Annotated in this window: 16 protein-coding genes; 2 read left to right on the forward strand and 14 right to left on the reverse strand. The window is 41.2% G+C overall.

Features of this window, described 5'->3' with window-relative positions; translation table 11 throughout:
• Nucleotides 1-81: 81 nt before the first annotated feature.
• From P4V41_RS02235 to P4V41_RS02275, 9 genes are all read right to left on the reverse strand, one after another.
• Entirely contained in the window at nt 82-1260 is a 1179-nt protein-coding gene (locus P4V41_RS02235) for a tetratricopeptide repeat protein (protein ID WP_328083217.1), read from the reverse strand.
• Nucleotides 1261-1767: 507 nt separating this feature from the next.
• Entirely contained in the window at nt 1768-2412 is a 645-nt protein-coding gene (hisIE, locus tag P4V41_RS02240) for a bifunctional phosphoribosyl-AMP cyclohydrolase/phosphoribosyl-ATP diphosphatase HisIE (protein ID WP_328083218.1), read from the reverse strand.
• Complete coding sequence (gene hisF, locus P4V41_RS02245; RefSeq protein ID WP_328083219.1) at nt 2409-3167, reverse strand: imidazole glycerol phosphate synthase subunit HisF; 759 nt, start codon at nt 3165-3167, stop codon at nt 2409-2411. Before hisF ends, hisIE begins: the two co-directional genes overlap by 4 nt.
• Nucleotides 3167-3898, reverse strand: a complete 732-nt coding sequence (gene hisA, locus P4V41_RS02250) for a 1-(5-phosphoribosyl)-5-[(5-phosphoribosylamino)methylideneamino]imidazole-4-carboxamide isomerase (RefSeq protein WP_328083220.1) — start codon at nt 3896-3898, stop codon at nt 3167-3169. Before hisA ends, hisF begins: the two co-directional genes overlap by 1 nt.
• Entirely contained in the window at nt 3895-4536 is a 642-nt protein-coding gene (gene hisH, locus P4V41_RS02255; protein WP_328083221.1) for an imidazole glycerol phosphate synthase subunit HisH, read from the reverse strand. Before hisH ends, hisA begins: the two co-directional genes overlap by 4 nt.
• A gap of 1 nt (nt 4537) precedes the next feature.
• Complete coding sequence (gene hisB, locus P4V41_RS02260; RefSeq protein WP_328083222.1) at nt 4538-5134, reverse strand: imidazoleglycerol-phosphate dehydratase HisB; 597 nt, start codon at nt 5132-5134, stop codon at nt 4538-4540.
• Nucleotides 5135-6406 carry a histidinol dehydrogenase gene (gene hisD / locus P4V41_RS02265; protein WP_328083223.1) on the reverse strand — a complete coding sequence of 424 codons (1272 nt, stop codon included), beginning with the start codon at nt 6404-6406 and terminating at the stop codon, nt 5135-5137. It abuts the gene before it with no gap.
• On the reverse strand, nt 6403-7047 hold the full coding sequence (hisG, locus tag P4V41_RS02270; RefSeq protein ID WP_198768262.1) for an ATP phosphoribosyltransferase: 645 nt from the start codon (nt 7045-7047) through the stop codon (nt 6403-6405). The genes hisD and hisG overlap by 4 nt, the downstream gene beginning before the upstream one ends.
• Nucleotides 7044-8228, reverse strand: a complete 1185-nt coding sequence (locus P4V41_RS02275) for an ATP phosphoribosyltransferase regulatory subunit (protein ID WP_328083224.1) — start codon at nt 8226-8228, stop codon at nt 7044-7046. Before P4V41_RS02275 ends, hisG begins: the two co-directional genes overlap by 4 nt.
• A gap of 257 nt (nt 8229-8485) precedes the next feature.
• On the opposite strand from P4V41_RS02275, the gene cax reads away from it, so the two are divergent.
• Nucleotides 8486-9541, forward strand: coding sequence for a calcium/proton exchanger (gene cax / locus P4V41_RS02280; protein WP_328083225.1), 1056 nt, complete (start codon nt 8486-8488; stop codon nt 9539-9541).
• A gap of 410 nt (nt 9542-9951) precedes the next feature.
• Nucleotides 9952-10974, forward strand: a complete 1023-nt coding sequence (locus P4V41_RS02285; protein WP_328083226.1) for a TlpA disulfide reductase family protein — start codon at nt 9952-9954, stop codon at nt 10972-10974.
• Between the two features lie 214 nt (nt 10975-11188).
• Here the strand turns inward: P4V41_RS02285 and P4V41_RS02290 are convergent, their stop codons facing one another.
• From P4V41_RS02290 to putP, 5 genes are all read right to left on the reverse strand, one after another.
• On the reverse strand, nt 11189-11731 hold the full coding sequence (locus tag P4V41_RS02290) for a histidine phosphatase family protein (RefSeq protein WP_328083227.1): 543 nt from the start codon (nt 11729-11731) through the stop codon (nt 11189-11191).
• 22 nt (nt 11732-11753) lie between these two features.
• Nucleotides 11754-12215 carry an SRPBCC family protein gene (locus P4V41_RS02295; protein WP_328083228.1) on the reverse strand — a complete coding sequence of 154 codons (462 nt, stop codon included), beginning with the start codon at nt 12213-12215 and terminating at the stop codon, nt 11754-11756.
• Nucleotides 12216-12291: 76 nt separating this feature from the next.
• Nucleotides 12292-12600 carry a hypothetical protein gene (locus P4V41_RS02300; protein ID WP_328083229.1) on the reverse strand — a complete coding sequence of 103 codons (309 nt, stop codon included), beginning with the start codon at nt 12598-12600 and terminating at the stop codon, nt 12292-12294.
• 68 nt (nt 12601-12668) lie between these two features.
• A complete protein-coding gene (locus P4V41_RS02305) occupies nt 12669-13112 on the reverse strand; it encodes a GNAT family N-acetyltransferase (protein WP_328083230.1) in 444 nt (147 codons plus the stop codon).
• Between the two features lie 93 nt (nt 13113-13205).
• Nucleotides 13206-14675: a sodium/proline symporter PutP gene (putP, locus tag P4V41_RS02310; RefSeq protein ID WP_328083231.1), complete on the reverse strand. Its 1470-nt coding sequence runs from the start codon at nt 14673-14675 to the stop codon at nt 13206-13208.
• Nucleotides 14676-14860: the final 185 nt, after the last annotated feature.

Raw genomic sequence — 14860 nt, forward strand, 5'->3', positions numbered from 1 at the left:
GTTGCTGCGATCTCTTTTACAAATAACGACTCTTCTTTTCTAAGACAAAAATCACGAAGCGTTGCATAAGCCTCTTCATTTTTATTCCCTCTTAAAAGAATTAAATGCGTAATTTTGTTTTTTTTCCAGTCCTTTACGCACCTGCTGAATATGCTCCATCGCTTTCACTTGACGATCTTTTTTCGGCTTATTCTGATTGTTAGTCGGAATGCGATATTGGTAGTCCCCGCCTGTTACCTTCAACTCGCCATTTTGCACTTTTTCTAGATAAAAAGGAGCAACATGGCCTTCCGGATCCAAATCGATTACCTTTTTCCAAGTTCTTATGGAAAGGTCTTTTTGTCCAAGCGCATAGTACGACACAGCAAGCATATGTGTGGTTACCGGATCATAGACAAATGACGATTTTCTAAGAGATTGAAGCCACTTGTTTGCATATAAATGTTCCTCTAATAACCCGAAAGTATTCCCTAATTTGTAACGATGCTCAGGGTGCATCGGGTGCACCGTTTTTAACCGCTCAACCAGCTTGCCACCTGGTTCGTCCATCCCTAGATGAAACAGAAAAATTGCAAGATTGCATAGCGCGTTTAAGTTACCAGGATTCTTTTCCAACACATCTTGAAGAACATCCATCGCTTCATCAAATTCACTCTTATAAAAGTGAGTGAGTGCTAAGTTGTTATAAGCCGCCCAAAACTTAGGATGATTCGTAATGATTTCTCTTAATTGTTGCTGCGCTAGTGGTAGATCTCCTCTTTCGATCGATTGCCTTGCTTCATCATGAAGCTTGATCAGCTCTTCTTCCGTCGAAAGTGGCAAGCTAGAAGACTTACTTCCTGTTTCGAGTGAGATTAGATCTAACAATTCTTGCGTATCATCCACAAATTCGCCGTCTGGATCAATCGCCATATATAAACGAGCATGTTCTTCAGCGTCACTATACATACCTAGATGCGCAAAGTTATTCGCAAGGAAAAAATGACATTCTGAAAGATCAGAACCAGACTGCTCTAATGCATTAAGCAAGTACTTATTGGATTCTTCATATTCTCCGATCTCAGCGAGCGTTGAGGCAAGCTGACATAAAAAAGAGGGCTCTTCCGGCTGGAAGGTAACGGCCCGCTCAAACATTTTTTTTGCTGTATATAGATCACGCCTGTTATAGGCTTTTATTCCTTTTTCAAAAAAGTAATCCCCATCTTGGATGAAGGGAAGAACACGGCCGCTAGCTGCACTGGCCCGTTTTTGTTTATGCATATTTGGTTCCTCCATCTACTTATGTAAACATATATACTTCTATATCGTTCCGTTTACAAAGTTTTCAACCAAAAAATTATAACACAGGCTAAAAAGACTAACACCCCTTAGACTGTAAATAATGTGCAGGAAACTTTCGACAAAAAATGTTGGATGCGTGACAACATGTATGAGAGCAAGGAGTCCGAAGTTTGTATGTCCTTGGAAAAAGTTCTGAATTCTTTATTGTGAAGAGATCATCATAGCTTCTGATTCGTAAACTCGTTAATTGATATAGAATTTCTGGAATCGATCATAAATCTCTGGAATCGATCATAAATCCCTGGAATCGATCATAAATCCCTGGGATCGATCATAAATCTTTGCAATCGATCATAAATCCCTGGGATCGATCATAAATCTCTGGGATCGATCATAAATCTCTGGAATCGATCATAAATCCCTGGAATCGATTATAAATCCCCTCAAACGAAAGAAAATCACAAAAAAACAACCGAGCTGCTAGCTTCAGTTGTCCTTTTTCGTATGTCTTTCCTTTAATGTGGCCAAAATTTCGTCTAAAGGCACTTTTTGCTCCTGTAACAGAACCAAAACATGATAGAAAAGATCAGAAACTTCCCATTTCAGTTCTTCTGCATCACGATTTTTAGCTGCGATGATTACTTCCCCTGCTTCTTCTCCAACTTTCTTCAGAATCTTATCGACTCCATGTTCAAAAAGATAGGTTGTGTAAGCACCTTCAGGCATCTCATGTTCTCGTTTTGCGATAATCTCTTGCAGTTCCGTCAGAATTCTATAACGATCAGGATTTGGCGCATCTACTCTCTCATCAACCTCATAAAGCGTTTCTGAAAAGCAGCTATATGTGCCCGTGTGACAAGCAGGACCTTTAGGCTCTACAAGCACAACCACAGCATCTTGATCACAATCATAGCGGATACTTCTAACCTTTTGTGTATTTCCGGAAGTTTCACCTTTGTGCCACAATTCTTGACGTGACCTTGAAAAGAATACCGTTTCGCCAATTTCGATTGTTTTTTCCAAAGATTCTCGGTTCATAAACGCGACCGTTAGTACCTCTTTTGATTGAATATCCTGGACTACGGCAGGAATCAGTCCTTTTTCATCAAATTTCAGTTTTTCTAAATTCATCGAACAGACACCCCTAACTTTCGTAAATCTGCTTTTACCTCTGTAATCGATGTTTCTTTATAATGAAAAATACTTGCAGCAAGCGCAGCATCTGCTTTTCCGATCGTGAACGCATCATTAAAATGCTCGGAGGACCCTGCTCCGCCTGACGCGATAACAGGAACAGTTACAGCTTCACTCACTGCTTTCGTCAGCTCTAGATTAAAACCAGACTTTTCTCCATCTTTATCCATGCTGGTTAACAGAATTTCTCCAGCACCCCTATTTACTGCTTCTCGCGCCCATTCAGTGACTTCCCATTGAGTGGGTTTGCGACCTCCATGTGTGTATACTCGCCATGATTTTAACGCTTCGTCATACTTTGCATCAATCGCAACTACGATACATTGAGCGCCAAAATAATCCGATCCTTCAGTAATCAGTTCTGGTCGTAATACCGCTGCAGTATTCACAGAGACTTTGTCAGCTCCTGCACGCAGCACACGTTTCATATCTTGAAGTTTATTGATACCACCACCGACTGTAAACGGTATCGCGAGCTCTGCTGCAACTCGTTCAACGACTTCAACCATCGTGTCCCGTCCTTCATGACTAGCAGAGATATCGAGAAAAACGAGCTCGTCTGCTCCTTCTTCATCATAAAATCGTGCTAGCTCAACAGGGTCACCAGCATCGACTAAATTAAGAAACTGAATTCCTTTAACAACTCTTCCTTCCTTAACATCTAGACATGGAATGATTCTTTTCGTAAGCATTATTTCACACTTCCCAACGCTTCAGGCAACGAGAATCGATTTGTATAAAGAGCTTTACCTATAATCGCACCAGCGATCTTACGTTCATCTGCTTTTAAAGAAACGAGATCATCGACTGAGCTTACACCACCTGAAGCTATCACTTCTTTTCCAGTGATGCTCGCCAATTCTCCGATCGCTTCAACATTTGGTCCCATTAACATACCGTCTTTTGAGATGTCAGTGAAAATAAACGTTTCTGCACCTTCTTCTACTAACCTTTTCGCTAGATCAACAGCTTTGATGTGGGACGTTTCGAGCCATCCTTCTGTAGCTACAAATCCATCACGAGCATCAAGTCCGATCGCCACTTTTGAACCACCGTATTGCTGTAATGCTTCTCTAACAAACTCTGGATTCGAAACCGCAGCACTGCCTAAAATCACTCGGTCTACCCCTCTGTCTAAATAAAACGAAACGTCTTCCATCGAGCGGATTCCTCCACCTATTTGAACTTTTACAGACAGTTCTTTCGCAACACGCAATACATGCTCGTGATTGATTTTCTTTCCGTCCTTCGCACCATCAAGGTCTACCATGTGAATCCACTGTGCCCCTTGTTCTGCAAACTGTTTTGCCATATCAAAAGGAGAATCTCCATAGATCGTTTCTTGGTCATAATCACCTTGCATCAACCTTACGCATTTTCCATTACGCATGTCGATCGCCGGATATAATACAAATGCATTCATCTTTGTTTTCCCTCCTCAACGAAACGGCAAAAGTTTTTCAGCATGCTCATGCCAGTCTCCGAACTTTTTTCAGGATGAAATTGCGTCCCCATTATTCTTCCGCTTCCAACTACAGCTGGAACTTCCACGTCTTCGTAGTGAGCGACCGCAGCCAGTACCTCTCTATTTTCAGTCTGTACAACAAAGGAATGAACGAAATAAACATACCCTTCGTCTATACCTTTTACTAGCGACTGATCACTCTGTAAAAAGTTTAGATCGTTCCACCCCATGTGTGGTACTTTATATGAACGTCCGTCACTCGTAGTGCCTGTAAAACGCTCTACTCTCCCTGGTAGTAATCCAAGTCCTTTCGTTAAGCCGTTCTCACTGCTTTCTTCAAAAAGGAGCTGCATGCCTAGACAGATGCCCATCAAAGGTTTCCCAGCCGCCGCCTCATTTTTTATAAAATCAGCGAGACCCGTTTTCTCGAGCTCGGTCATCGCATCTTTAAAAGAACCAACTCCCGGTAGCAAAAGGCCATCTGTTTTCTGAAGTTCCTCTGGTTTTCCGGAAAGAATGTAAGGCTGATTGATTCTTTTTAAAGCCGAACAGACAGAGTGCAGGTTGCCCATTCCGTAGTCAATAATTCCGATCATTTTATAACATTCCTTTCGTAGAAGGCACTCCTTTTACACGAGGGTCGATCTGTGTGGCTTCATCTAATGCTTTTGTAAAAGCTTTAAAAATAGCTTCGATGATATGGTGTGTGTTCGTGCCATAATGAACGATCACGTGAAGGTTCATTCTCGCTTCTAATGCGAGCTTCCAGAAAAATTCATGAACAAGTTCGGTATCAAACGTTCCTACTTTTTGACTTGGAAATTCTGCACGAAATTCAAGGTGCGGACGATTGGATAGATCGATCACTACTTGTGCGAGTGTTTCATCCATCGGTACAAATGCATTACCGTATCGCTTGATCCCTCGCTTTTCACCTAATGCTCCTTGAATGGCTTGGCCAAGGCAGATTCCAATATCTTCTGTTGTGTGATGGTCATCGATTTCCACATCTCCTGCAGCGTTTACCGTTAGATCAAAATGTCCGTGACGTGCGATCGCGTCTAACATGTGGTTTAAGAATGGAACAGGCGTTTGAATATCTGCTTGTCCTTCACCATCAATATTTAGAGATAAGCTGATCTGTGTCTCTTTTGTATTTCTTTCAATCGTATGTTGTCGCACTTGATTTTCCATCTACTTGTCCTCCAGTCGAACATCTATTGCTCTCGCGTGTGCTTCAAGTCCTTCTAGGCGAGCAAAAGCTGATATTTTCTCTCCATTTTCTTTTAGTGCTTGTTCACTGTATCGAATCACGCTCGACTTTTTTGTAAAATCGTCTACGTTAAGCGGACTTGAAAAACGCGCAGTTCCACTTGTCGGAAGAACATGATTACTTCCTGCAAAATAATCCCCAACAGGCTCTGAGCTATATTCTCCAAGAAAAATGGCACCAGCGTGTTTTATTTTTCCGAGAAGGCTCATCGTATCTTTCGTCATGATCTCAAGATGTTCAGGAGCAATCTCGTTGATCACTTCTGCACCTTCTTCAAGCGAATTCACGATATAGATGATTCCATGATCTTGAATTGCTTGCATGGCAATATCTCTTCTCGGAAGTTCAGATAATTGTGACTCTACTTCCGTAGCAACTTCTTCTGCTAACGCTTTTGAAGTTGTAACCAATACAGCAGCAGATCGAGGATCGTGTTCGGCTTGTGATAAAAGGTCAGCTGCAATGTAACGAGCGTTTGCTGTTTCATCCGCAAGAACAGCAATTTCGCTCGGACCTGCGATCATATCAATGTCACATACACCAAAAACTTCGCGTTTTGCTAGCGCAACGAATATGTTACCCGGACCAACGATTTTATCCGTTTTCGGAACCGATTCCGTTCCATATGCCAGCGCTCCGATCGCCTGTGCACCACCGATTTTAAACATACGTTTAACGCCGGAGATAGAAGCTGCAGCCAACACAGCAGATGGTAGTTTTCCGTCTTTCCCTGGTGGTGAGACGAGTACGATTTCCTCTACGCCCGCAACAACGGCAGGTATGACGCCCATCAACACAGATGACGGATAAGCAGCTGTTCCCCCTGGTACGTAAACACCGACTGAATCAAGAGGTGTTACTTTTTGACCTAAAAGTGTTCCATCTTCACGGGTAAAAAACCATGACTGTCGTCGTTGCTTTTCGTGATATTCACGAATGTTGTCTGCTGCTTCTGAAATAATTTCCACCATTTTAGGATCAAGGGAAGAGATCGCTTCATCTATTTCTTTCTTCGTTACTTCAAGAGATGAAAGAGATACACCATCAAATGTTTCCGTATATTCAAAAAGAGCTCTATCACCCTTTATTTTTACATTTTGCAAAATATCGAGAACTGCTTTTCTTTGTTTTTCCGTGTTTTGTTCAACACTTCTTACAAGGCTCTTTAGTTCAGTTACAGGTTGTATTTTCATTGAACTTCCTCCTTGCTCTCTACAAGTGTTCGAAGTCGCTCAACAAGATCGTTGATGCGCGCAGCATGAAGTCTGTAGCTCGCGGGATTCACGATCAATCTCGACGTAATTTCAGCTATTTTCTCCAGTTCCACAAGACCGTTTTCTTTTAACGTTCGCCCTGTCGAAACGATATCAACGATTCGATCTGCTAATCCAATTAATGGTGCGAGCTCGATCGATCCGTTTAATTTGATCACTTCAACTTGCTGGCCCTGTTCTCTAAAATAATGAGATGCAACATTCGGATACTTTGAAGCGATCTTTGGCGCAACTTTTTGGTCATGTCCGTTCGGAAGTCCAGCAACTGCCAGATAGCATTCTGAGATTTTCAGGTCGAGCACCTCATATACGTCACGCTCTTCTTCAAGCATCACATCTTTTCCTGCGATTCCGATGTCAGCTACACCATGTTCCACATAGGTCGGGACATCCATCGGTTTTGCCAGAATAAAACGAAGACCCGCTTCAGGCGCATCGATAATTAATTTTCTAGATTCATCAAACTCGGGAGGAAGCGGATATCCAGCTTGTCTGAGAAGATCGACTGCTTCTTCAAATATTCGCCCTTTTGGCATTGCCATCGTTAACACCGTACTCATGAAAAGTCCTCTCCTTGCTGTGTTCCGATTAAATATTGCACATCATCAAAACGTTTGCTGAATTCATCTACATTTTTGACTCCAGAAAGATTCTGCATCACAACATGCTTACCTTCACTACGCTTACCTTTCGCCAACTTGAGCGCTTCTTTTCTCCGCTCGTCCGTGTATAGAATGCAATGTCTCTTTGTCTCATTCCTTTTGTTTCCAAGCGCTTCTACAAAATAGTCCATTCGAATCGCAAAACCAATAGCTGGTGCTTTTCGGTCAAATCGGCTGAGCAAGTCATCATAACGTCCACCGCTCGCGATCGGTGCGCCGATTCCAGCAGCGTATCCCTCAAACACGATTCCGGTGTAATAACTCATGTGACTGAACAGTGTAAAATCAAAGACAATGTTTTGTGCCGCATCGTAATCTTCTAATAGATTGTATAAGTCTTTTAATTCTTGTAAAGTTTGCTGTCCTCTTCTATTCGGGTTTAATGAAGATGCTTCATCAAGCACTTCAATTCCGCCTCTTAAGTCCAGCAATTTTAATAATCGCTGTGTATCGATTGAAGATAGAGGAAGCTTCTTCACATGGGAAGTGTAGCCTACATAATTTTTTTCATTAAGATAACGCAACAGATCAGCCGCTCGGTCATCATTTCCTAAAATATCGGAAAGTAGTTCTTGCACAAATCCAATATGTCCAACAGCTACAGTAAATGCAGCAATTCCACTCTTTTTGAACACTTCAGACATTAGAGCGAGCGCTTCTGCTTCAGCACTTGCCGTTCCTTCACCGATCAATTCGATACCAACTTGTTCGAATTCGGCTGGCCTTCCGCCTTCTCGCTGTTGAGCTCTAAAAACAGGAGAACTGTATGCGAGGCGAAGCGGATAAGCAACGTGCTTCATACTTGATGATACGACCCTCGCGATCGGAGCTGTCATATCTGGTCGCAGTACCAATGTTTTGCCTTCCATATCAAGAAGCTTAAACAATTGTTGATCTAGTATTGCAGATGCTTCACCGACTGTATCGTGATATTCCAAAGTAGGAGTTTGAATGAACTGATATCCCCAAGACTCCATCTCTTGTTTGATTCTATTTTTTATATCTTCATTTTTTTGATAAAAGGCAGGAAGTGTATCGCGCATACCTGCTGGTTTTTCAAAGACAAACGGTTTTGACATGATCCTTCATCCTTTATTTATGAAATGAATAGAAATGTTCTATGGAATAAGAGCTTAGTGAAAAACAAAAATTCCACCAAAACACTTTAGTTCGCTAATATACTACCATGATAAAGATTTAGTAGTTAGTCTACACGTCCTTGTCGAAACTGTCAACCAATTCACACAAAAACCTTGTTAACTTAACAAGAGTTAAGAAAACAGATTTCAGGGAATAGTATGTAAAAATAAATACATAAGAAGGGATGGAATGCGTCTTGTTTAATCGCATCTTTTTTATTGCCATCATAATTGGCGTACCGCTATCCGTTATCGGCAGCATCATGCACTGGCCAGCTGTCCTACTTTTTGTGATCTATTGTGCGACGATTATCGCACTAGCCGGTTACATGGGACGCGCCACTGAAAGCTTAGCCATCATTGCCGGACCGAGGATCGGCGGGTTGCTCAACGCCACTTTCGGTAATGCGGTCGAGCTCATCATTTCAATATTTGCATTAAAAGCAGGTTTGATAAGTGTAGTATTAGCGTCTTTGACTGGTTCTGTACTCGGAAATCTTTTACTAGTTGGAGGTTTATCATTTTTTATAGGCGGATTAAAGTTTAAACAACAAAAATTTAACGTTTATGATGCACGTCATAACGCGGGTCTGTTGATTTTCGCTGTAGTAGTCGCTTTTGTTTTCCCTGAGGTCTTTTCTTATAAACTGAACGACGCCGATTCACTCACGTTAAGTGTTTGGGTATCTGTTATCATGATTATTCTTTATATTGCTGCACTTCTGTTTAAGCTCGTTACTCACCGCGGTGTCTATCAATCGGAACACGATGTTGCTCATAGTGATGAAAAAGCAGAATGGAGTAAGTGGAGAGCGCTTATCGTCCTCGCTCTAGCTACTCTTGCGGTTGCTTATGTTTCTGAAAAACTCGTGCATACGTTTGAAGAAGTAGGCAGAACGCTAGGCTGGAGTGAAGTGTTTATCGGAATCATCATAGTTGCAATCGTCGGTAACGCGGCTGAGCATGCTTCAGCGATCATCATGGCTTACAAGAATAAGATGAATGTTGCCGTAGAGATCGCAATTGGTTCAACCCTTCAGATTGCGATGTTTGTCGCACCACTACTCGTGTTGGTTTCTTTATTTTTTGAAAAATCGATGGCACTCGTCTTTACACTTCCTGAACTTGTAGCAATGGTCCTCGCCGTATTCTTAACGATCTCGTTAACAAGTGATGGCGATACGAACTGGTTTGAAGGGCTTACCCTTCTTGCTGCCTACCTGATCATGGGAGTTGGGTTTTATCTTTTATAAGTGCATGTTTCGAATTCAGTATTGCTTATGAAAGTAGTTGATTTCAATTCTAGGTTGCTCGCTTTTCGCGGGGCAGTTGGTTAGCCACATTAACTTCTTGGACTGCTCGACACTAGAGGATTTTTGCTCCTGCGTCTAAAAGTTAAGACTACCGGAGTAAGCTTCCTCGTCGCATGCCTTACGAGATGTTTTTCAAGTGGTAGGCACGCACCTTCCATTACAATCTACTAGTCAAAGAAGTAAAAAAATTTAAAAGCCAAAAGAAGTATGTAAAAAAGAAATGTAGTATAGGACCAGTGCAGGGAGGAACCCTTCACTGGTTTTTTTTATGAAACAAGCAAATTTGGAATAAAAATAGCAAAACTTTGATAAAGTTTAGAATAGAGGACAAGTTTAAGGTGGGTGTAACGATGGAGGATTATTTAACGATTGGATCTACTCCAATAAAGATGGTTTGGCTTGCGATTATAGGATCAGCGTTAATCGCGTATGGCATATTGTATGTGAAAGTAAGAAAAGAACCTGATAAAAAGCAGCTGTTAGACGTATTGAGTAATGCGGTAGGAATTTTTCTATTAGTTTGGAAGTTCAGTTATGCTGTTCTACATCCCCTATTGATCGTTGAACATCCATTAAGCGTCTTGTACTTTAATGGAGGAGAAACAGGCATCGTTCTCGGGATCATCTTTTCAATCCTTTACATTCTAAGGACTGCGAGTAAACGTGAGCTAGATAGAACTCGGGTATTTTATATCGGAATATTAGGGTTAACTCTATTTTTTGCTGCTTATTATGGTGCACATTTTGCTTCAAGCACCCTCTTCGCGGACGGCTTGATCTCCTTGTTCTTTTCGATCTTGTCGCTTTACTTATATACGAAGGGTTCGTTTGAGATACGAAAAACCGTTCTGTCTATGTTAGTCACAGCCCTTTTCTTTTCCGTTCTAACGAATTCCCCGCTCGGTGAACAAAAAACGAACGGTGAAGCAGTAGAAGCGGTATCCTACGGAATCAAAAAAGGTGACCGTGCACCGGATTTTGAATTAAAAACAATTGAAGGCGAAACCGTAAAACTTTCAGATCTAAAAGGAAAGGTCGTATTTGTAAACCTTTGGGCCACATGGTGTCCGCCTTGTCGTGCAGAAATGCCGGAAATGGTACGTTTCTATAGAGACCACTCCTCTAAGAAAGTAGAAATCTTAGCTGTAAACTTAACAGACAGCGATTCTGAAAAGGAAGTTAAAAAGTTTGCTCAATCATACAAACTGAACTTTCCCGTTTTATTAGATCCAGACGGTAAAGTCGGAAACACGTACAAAACGGTGACGATTCCGACCACTTTTATTATTAATAAAAAGGGAATCATCGAGCAAAAACATATCGGCCCGATGAGCTACGAGATGATGGAAGAATTTTATAAGAACGCTCAATAAATGAAGGTTTTACGAAAGAAAACTGGCTACATGCCCTTTTCGTGTGGGGTATCAGCCAGTTTTCTTTCTATACATAAGCTTGAAAGTGTACAATTTCACGGTAATCTCTTTTATATTCACGGTAATGCCCATTATATTCAGGGATAGCATCCATAATTTCACGGATAAAATTATTTATCCGATTTTCGACACACCTCGACAGACTCAGACTCACCTACCTCTTTTCAAACAAATACAGCTTCGCATTTTCCGGTCTGCCTAATCTAGGTCCTTTAAACCCTCTACGAATCAGTTCTTTTCTCATAAACATCATAAGTCCACCATGACTAACAATTAGTGCATTTTCTTTGTTTTCTTCTAATATACGGTCAACGATCTTTGAAACACGCATTTCTACATCCGTTCTACGCTCAAGCTGTGATTTGTGGTTAAAGAACCATGCTGTTCGAATGCAAAGAGGATATAGAATCATTGGAATCTTAATATCTCTCTTAAAAAACGGATAGACGGGGATCTCACGAAGATCATCCGTTCTAATGAAGTCACCACTATATATCTTTCCTGCAGTATATTCTGCACGTCGAACGGTACTCGAATAGCAAGTATTCCAGTTGATTCCGCCTAGATCAACGTCAGTTTCTTCTACATCAGACTCTTCGTATTCTTTAAGCCACTGATCAAATTCAGAGGGTGTGATCCATTTTTCAGTCGGATAACCTCGTTTGACCTTGAAATGACGTACCATTCCTATCTTCATCACTGATCACTGCTTTCTCTCTTTATGTGTTGTACGTATTTTCTGCGATTTCTTTTAGCGCTCTCGCTCGTCCTACTAAAAAATTCGTCATGTACTTTTCTAGGAACAACCAGTCTGCTAATCTTCCAATCACGCCAAACGGAGACGTGTAATGAAAATGATCCACCATAACGGTCCCGTTCCCCTTCGGTTCAAAGGTGTGAGTATGCACGAATGAATGGAAAGCACCCTTTACCATTACATCTACGAACATATGAGGTCTTTCCATCTCAATAATTTTTGCAGTTAATCTTTGTTTCACGCCAAGATGAACAGCCTCCCACGTCACATGATCTCCTTTTTCCATATAGCCTGACGTTACTCCTCCCACCGCTCTTTCTCCTGTATGAGAAGTTGTTTCAGTATGTATATCTACGTTTCGTGCGAGATCAAAGCAGGTTTCTGCAGAAGCCTGTACAAATTCTCGGTGTATGATAATAGGCATATAATGATGACTCACTTTCTTAGGATGTAAAAAACAACACCTCAAAAAAATGAGGTGCTCTACAGAATATGATTCTTTAACTATTCTCTGTATAGAATGAAATTCCTTCACTAACATGCTCACTATAGAACGTGAGCAGCTCATGCATTGAATAATAGCTTCTATAGTCTTCTGTTATACCGAACACATCTTTAGTATAAAGCGTTCCGAGTTGCTCTTCTTTATCAAATAAAATTAATCCGTAAACATCTCTTAACGTAAAGATTACTGGATAGCCTTTGTTTAAGTCGTTCTTAAACTGCTCCCTGCTGTTGATCAGTCGTATTGATTTCTCTGGATAAAGCGACCCTAAGAACCAAAGCTTCATTCTATCTTTAATACTCATGTCCGTCACCCCGCTTATACCATCATATGCAGGCGCAGCTACTCTGGGTGACAGCCTTAAACAATTGTTTAATCACATAACTTTTTTTCGAGTACAATTTTATGTAACCCATTTTTATTCGTATACGTTTCCATCACATCAAAACCATTTTTAATGTTTAACAGCAGCATGTGGCGCCACTTATTCATCGTTTTGGTTCGAACAACAGAATACCCTTTCATTTTCAGATACTCATGCTGTTGTTTCATTAACTTCGAAGCTACTCCTTGCCTCCTATAAACGGGATCGACTCCCCCAAGCCAGCTATAATAAGTATTATGATCGATTTCATAACCCATTTTATAGCCAACTACCTTTAAATGATGATTTGCTGTAAAGATCGTTAGTTTGTTCTTCAATTTCATATTAAAAAGGAGATCGTCATTTGATGCACCAAAGATTACTTCATTTAGCTGAAGGATTCGCTTCAATAGATCCTCTTCTGGCATTCCTTCAAGAATCATGAATTCCATTCTACGTCCTCCTCTTTCAGTAACTTTATTCTAAGAAAAAACTGACCAAATCAGCAATTAAATCCGCTATTTGGTCAGTCCATATCCTCATTATTAACTTACTAATCTTTTCGTTTCTTCAAACTCTTCTTGAATGCTTGCACTTGGTGCTTTTGTCATCAAGCTAACTACTACGATCGTTAGTGTACATGCGATGAATCCTGGAATGATCTCATATACATCAGCCATAGCCGGAATGAGCTCCCAAACGATAACAGTAACAGCTCCTACAACGATACCAGCAAAGGCAGACCATTTCGTCATTCGCTTCCAATACAGACTCAGCAAGACGACTGGACCGAATGCTGCACCAAACCCAGCCCATGCATAGCCTACAAGGTTCAGGATCGTTTCACTCGGATTTAGAGCCATAACAAATGCAATGACAGCTACAGCCAATACAGCTAAACGCCCTACTAACACGAGTTCCTTATCTGATGCAGAACGTTTTACGAACGCTTTATAAAAGTCTTCAGTCAAAGCACTAGATGTTACGAGTAACTGAGATGAGATCGTACTCATTACTGCTGCTAAGATTGCAGCAAGCAAGAAGCCCGTAATAATCGGGTGGAACAGTACCTCAGATAATAAGATAAATACTGTTTCTGCTTTTGCTTCCCCTAGTGGAGCACCTGCTTGGTTGAAGTAAGCAATCCCAACAAGACCTGTGAACATTGCTCCAACGATCGAGAAAACCATCCATCCCATTCCAATTCGTCTTGCGCTCTTCATCTCTTTTACAGACGAGATCGCCATAAAACGAACGATAATATGTGGCTGGCCAAAGTATCCTAATCCCCATGCGAGCAAAGAGATGATCCCTATCAAGCTTGTCCCCGTAAAGGCATCAAGCAAAGTCGGGCTGATGCTTTCGATCTCGTTAAACGACGCATCCCATCCGCCAACTTTTAGAATGGCAACGAATGGTACAAGGATCAACGCTACAAACATGATCGCACCCTGTACGAAATCTGTATAACTTACCGCTAAGAAACCGCCGAATAATGTATAAATAATAACTACTCCAGCTGTAAGCAAGATTCCCCACATGTAATTCAGACCAAACGCTGTCTCGAACAATTGTCCGCCAGCAACCATTCCTGATGATGAATAGAACGTAAAGAAAATCACGATAACTAATGCAGACGTAATACGCAGAATACGTGAAGTATCTTTGAATCGGTTCTCAAAATAATCTGGAATCGTAATCGAGTTGTTTGCTACTTCTGTATACGTACGTAGACGCGGTGCCACAAAAAGCCAGTTCAAATATGCTCCTGCGCACAGTCCAATCACGATCCATCCCGCACTCAAACCAGATACGTACATTGCACCTGGAAGACCCATCAACAGCCATCCGCTCATATCTGATGCACCCGCACTTAGTGCAGTAACAGCTGGTCCAAGATTTCTTCCGCCAAGCATGTAATCTGTAAGGTTGTCGGTCTTTCGATACGCATAAAGCCCGATCAGCACCATCCCGATCATGTACACACTAATTGAAAAAATAACGCCATAATCCATATTCAGTTTTCCTCCTGCCTTTTCTTGTTGTAAAAACGCTTTCAATTTTTTAAAAATTAAAAAAGGAACATTTTTATTATAAATACATTTTTCGACAAAAGGAATAGAAATTTTTCGAAAGACTTCTAGTATTGGAGCTTGTTAGCAGCCAAAACAAGGTGGCATGGCACATAAGGACCTATCAA

The organism is Fictibacillus nanhaiensis (genome assembly GCF_036213205.1).
Taxonomy (GTDB): domain Bacteria; phylum Bacillota; class Bacilli; order Bacillales; family Fictibacillaceae; genus Fictibacillus; species Fictibacillus nanhaiensis_E.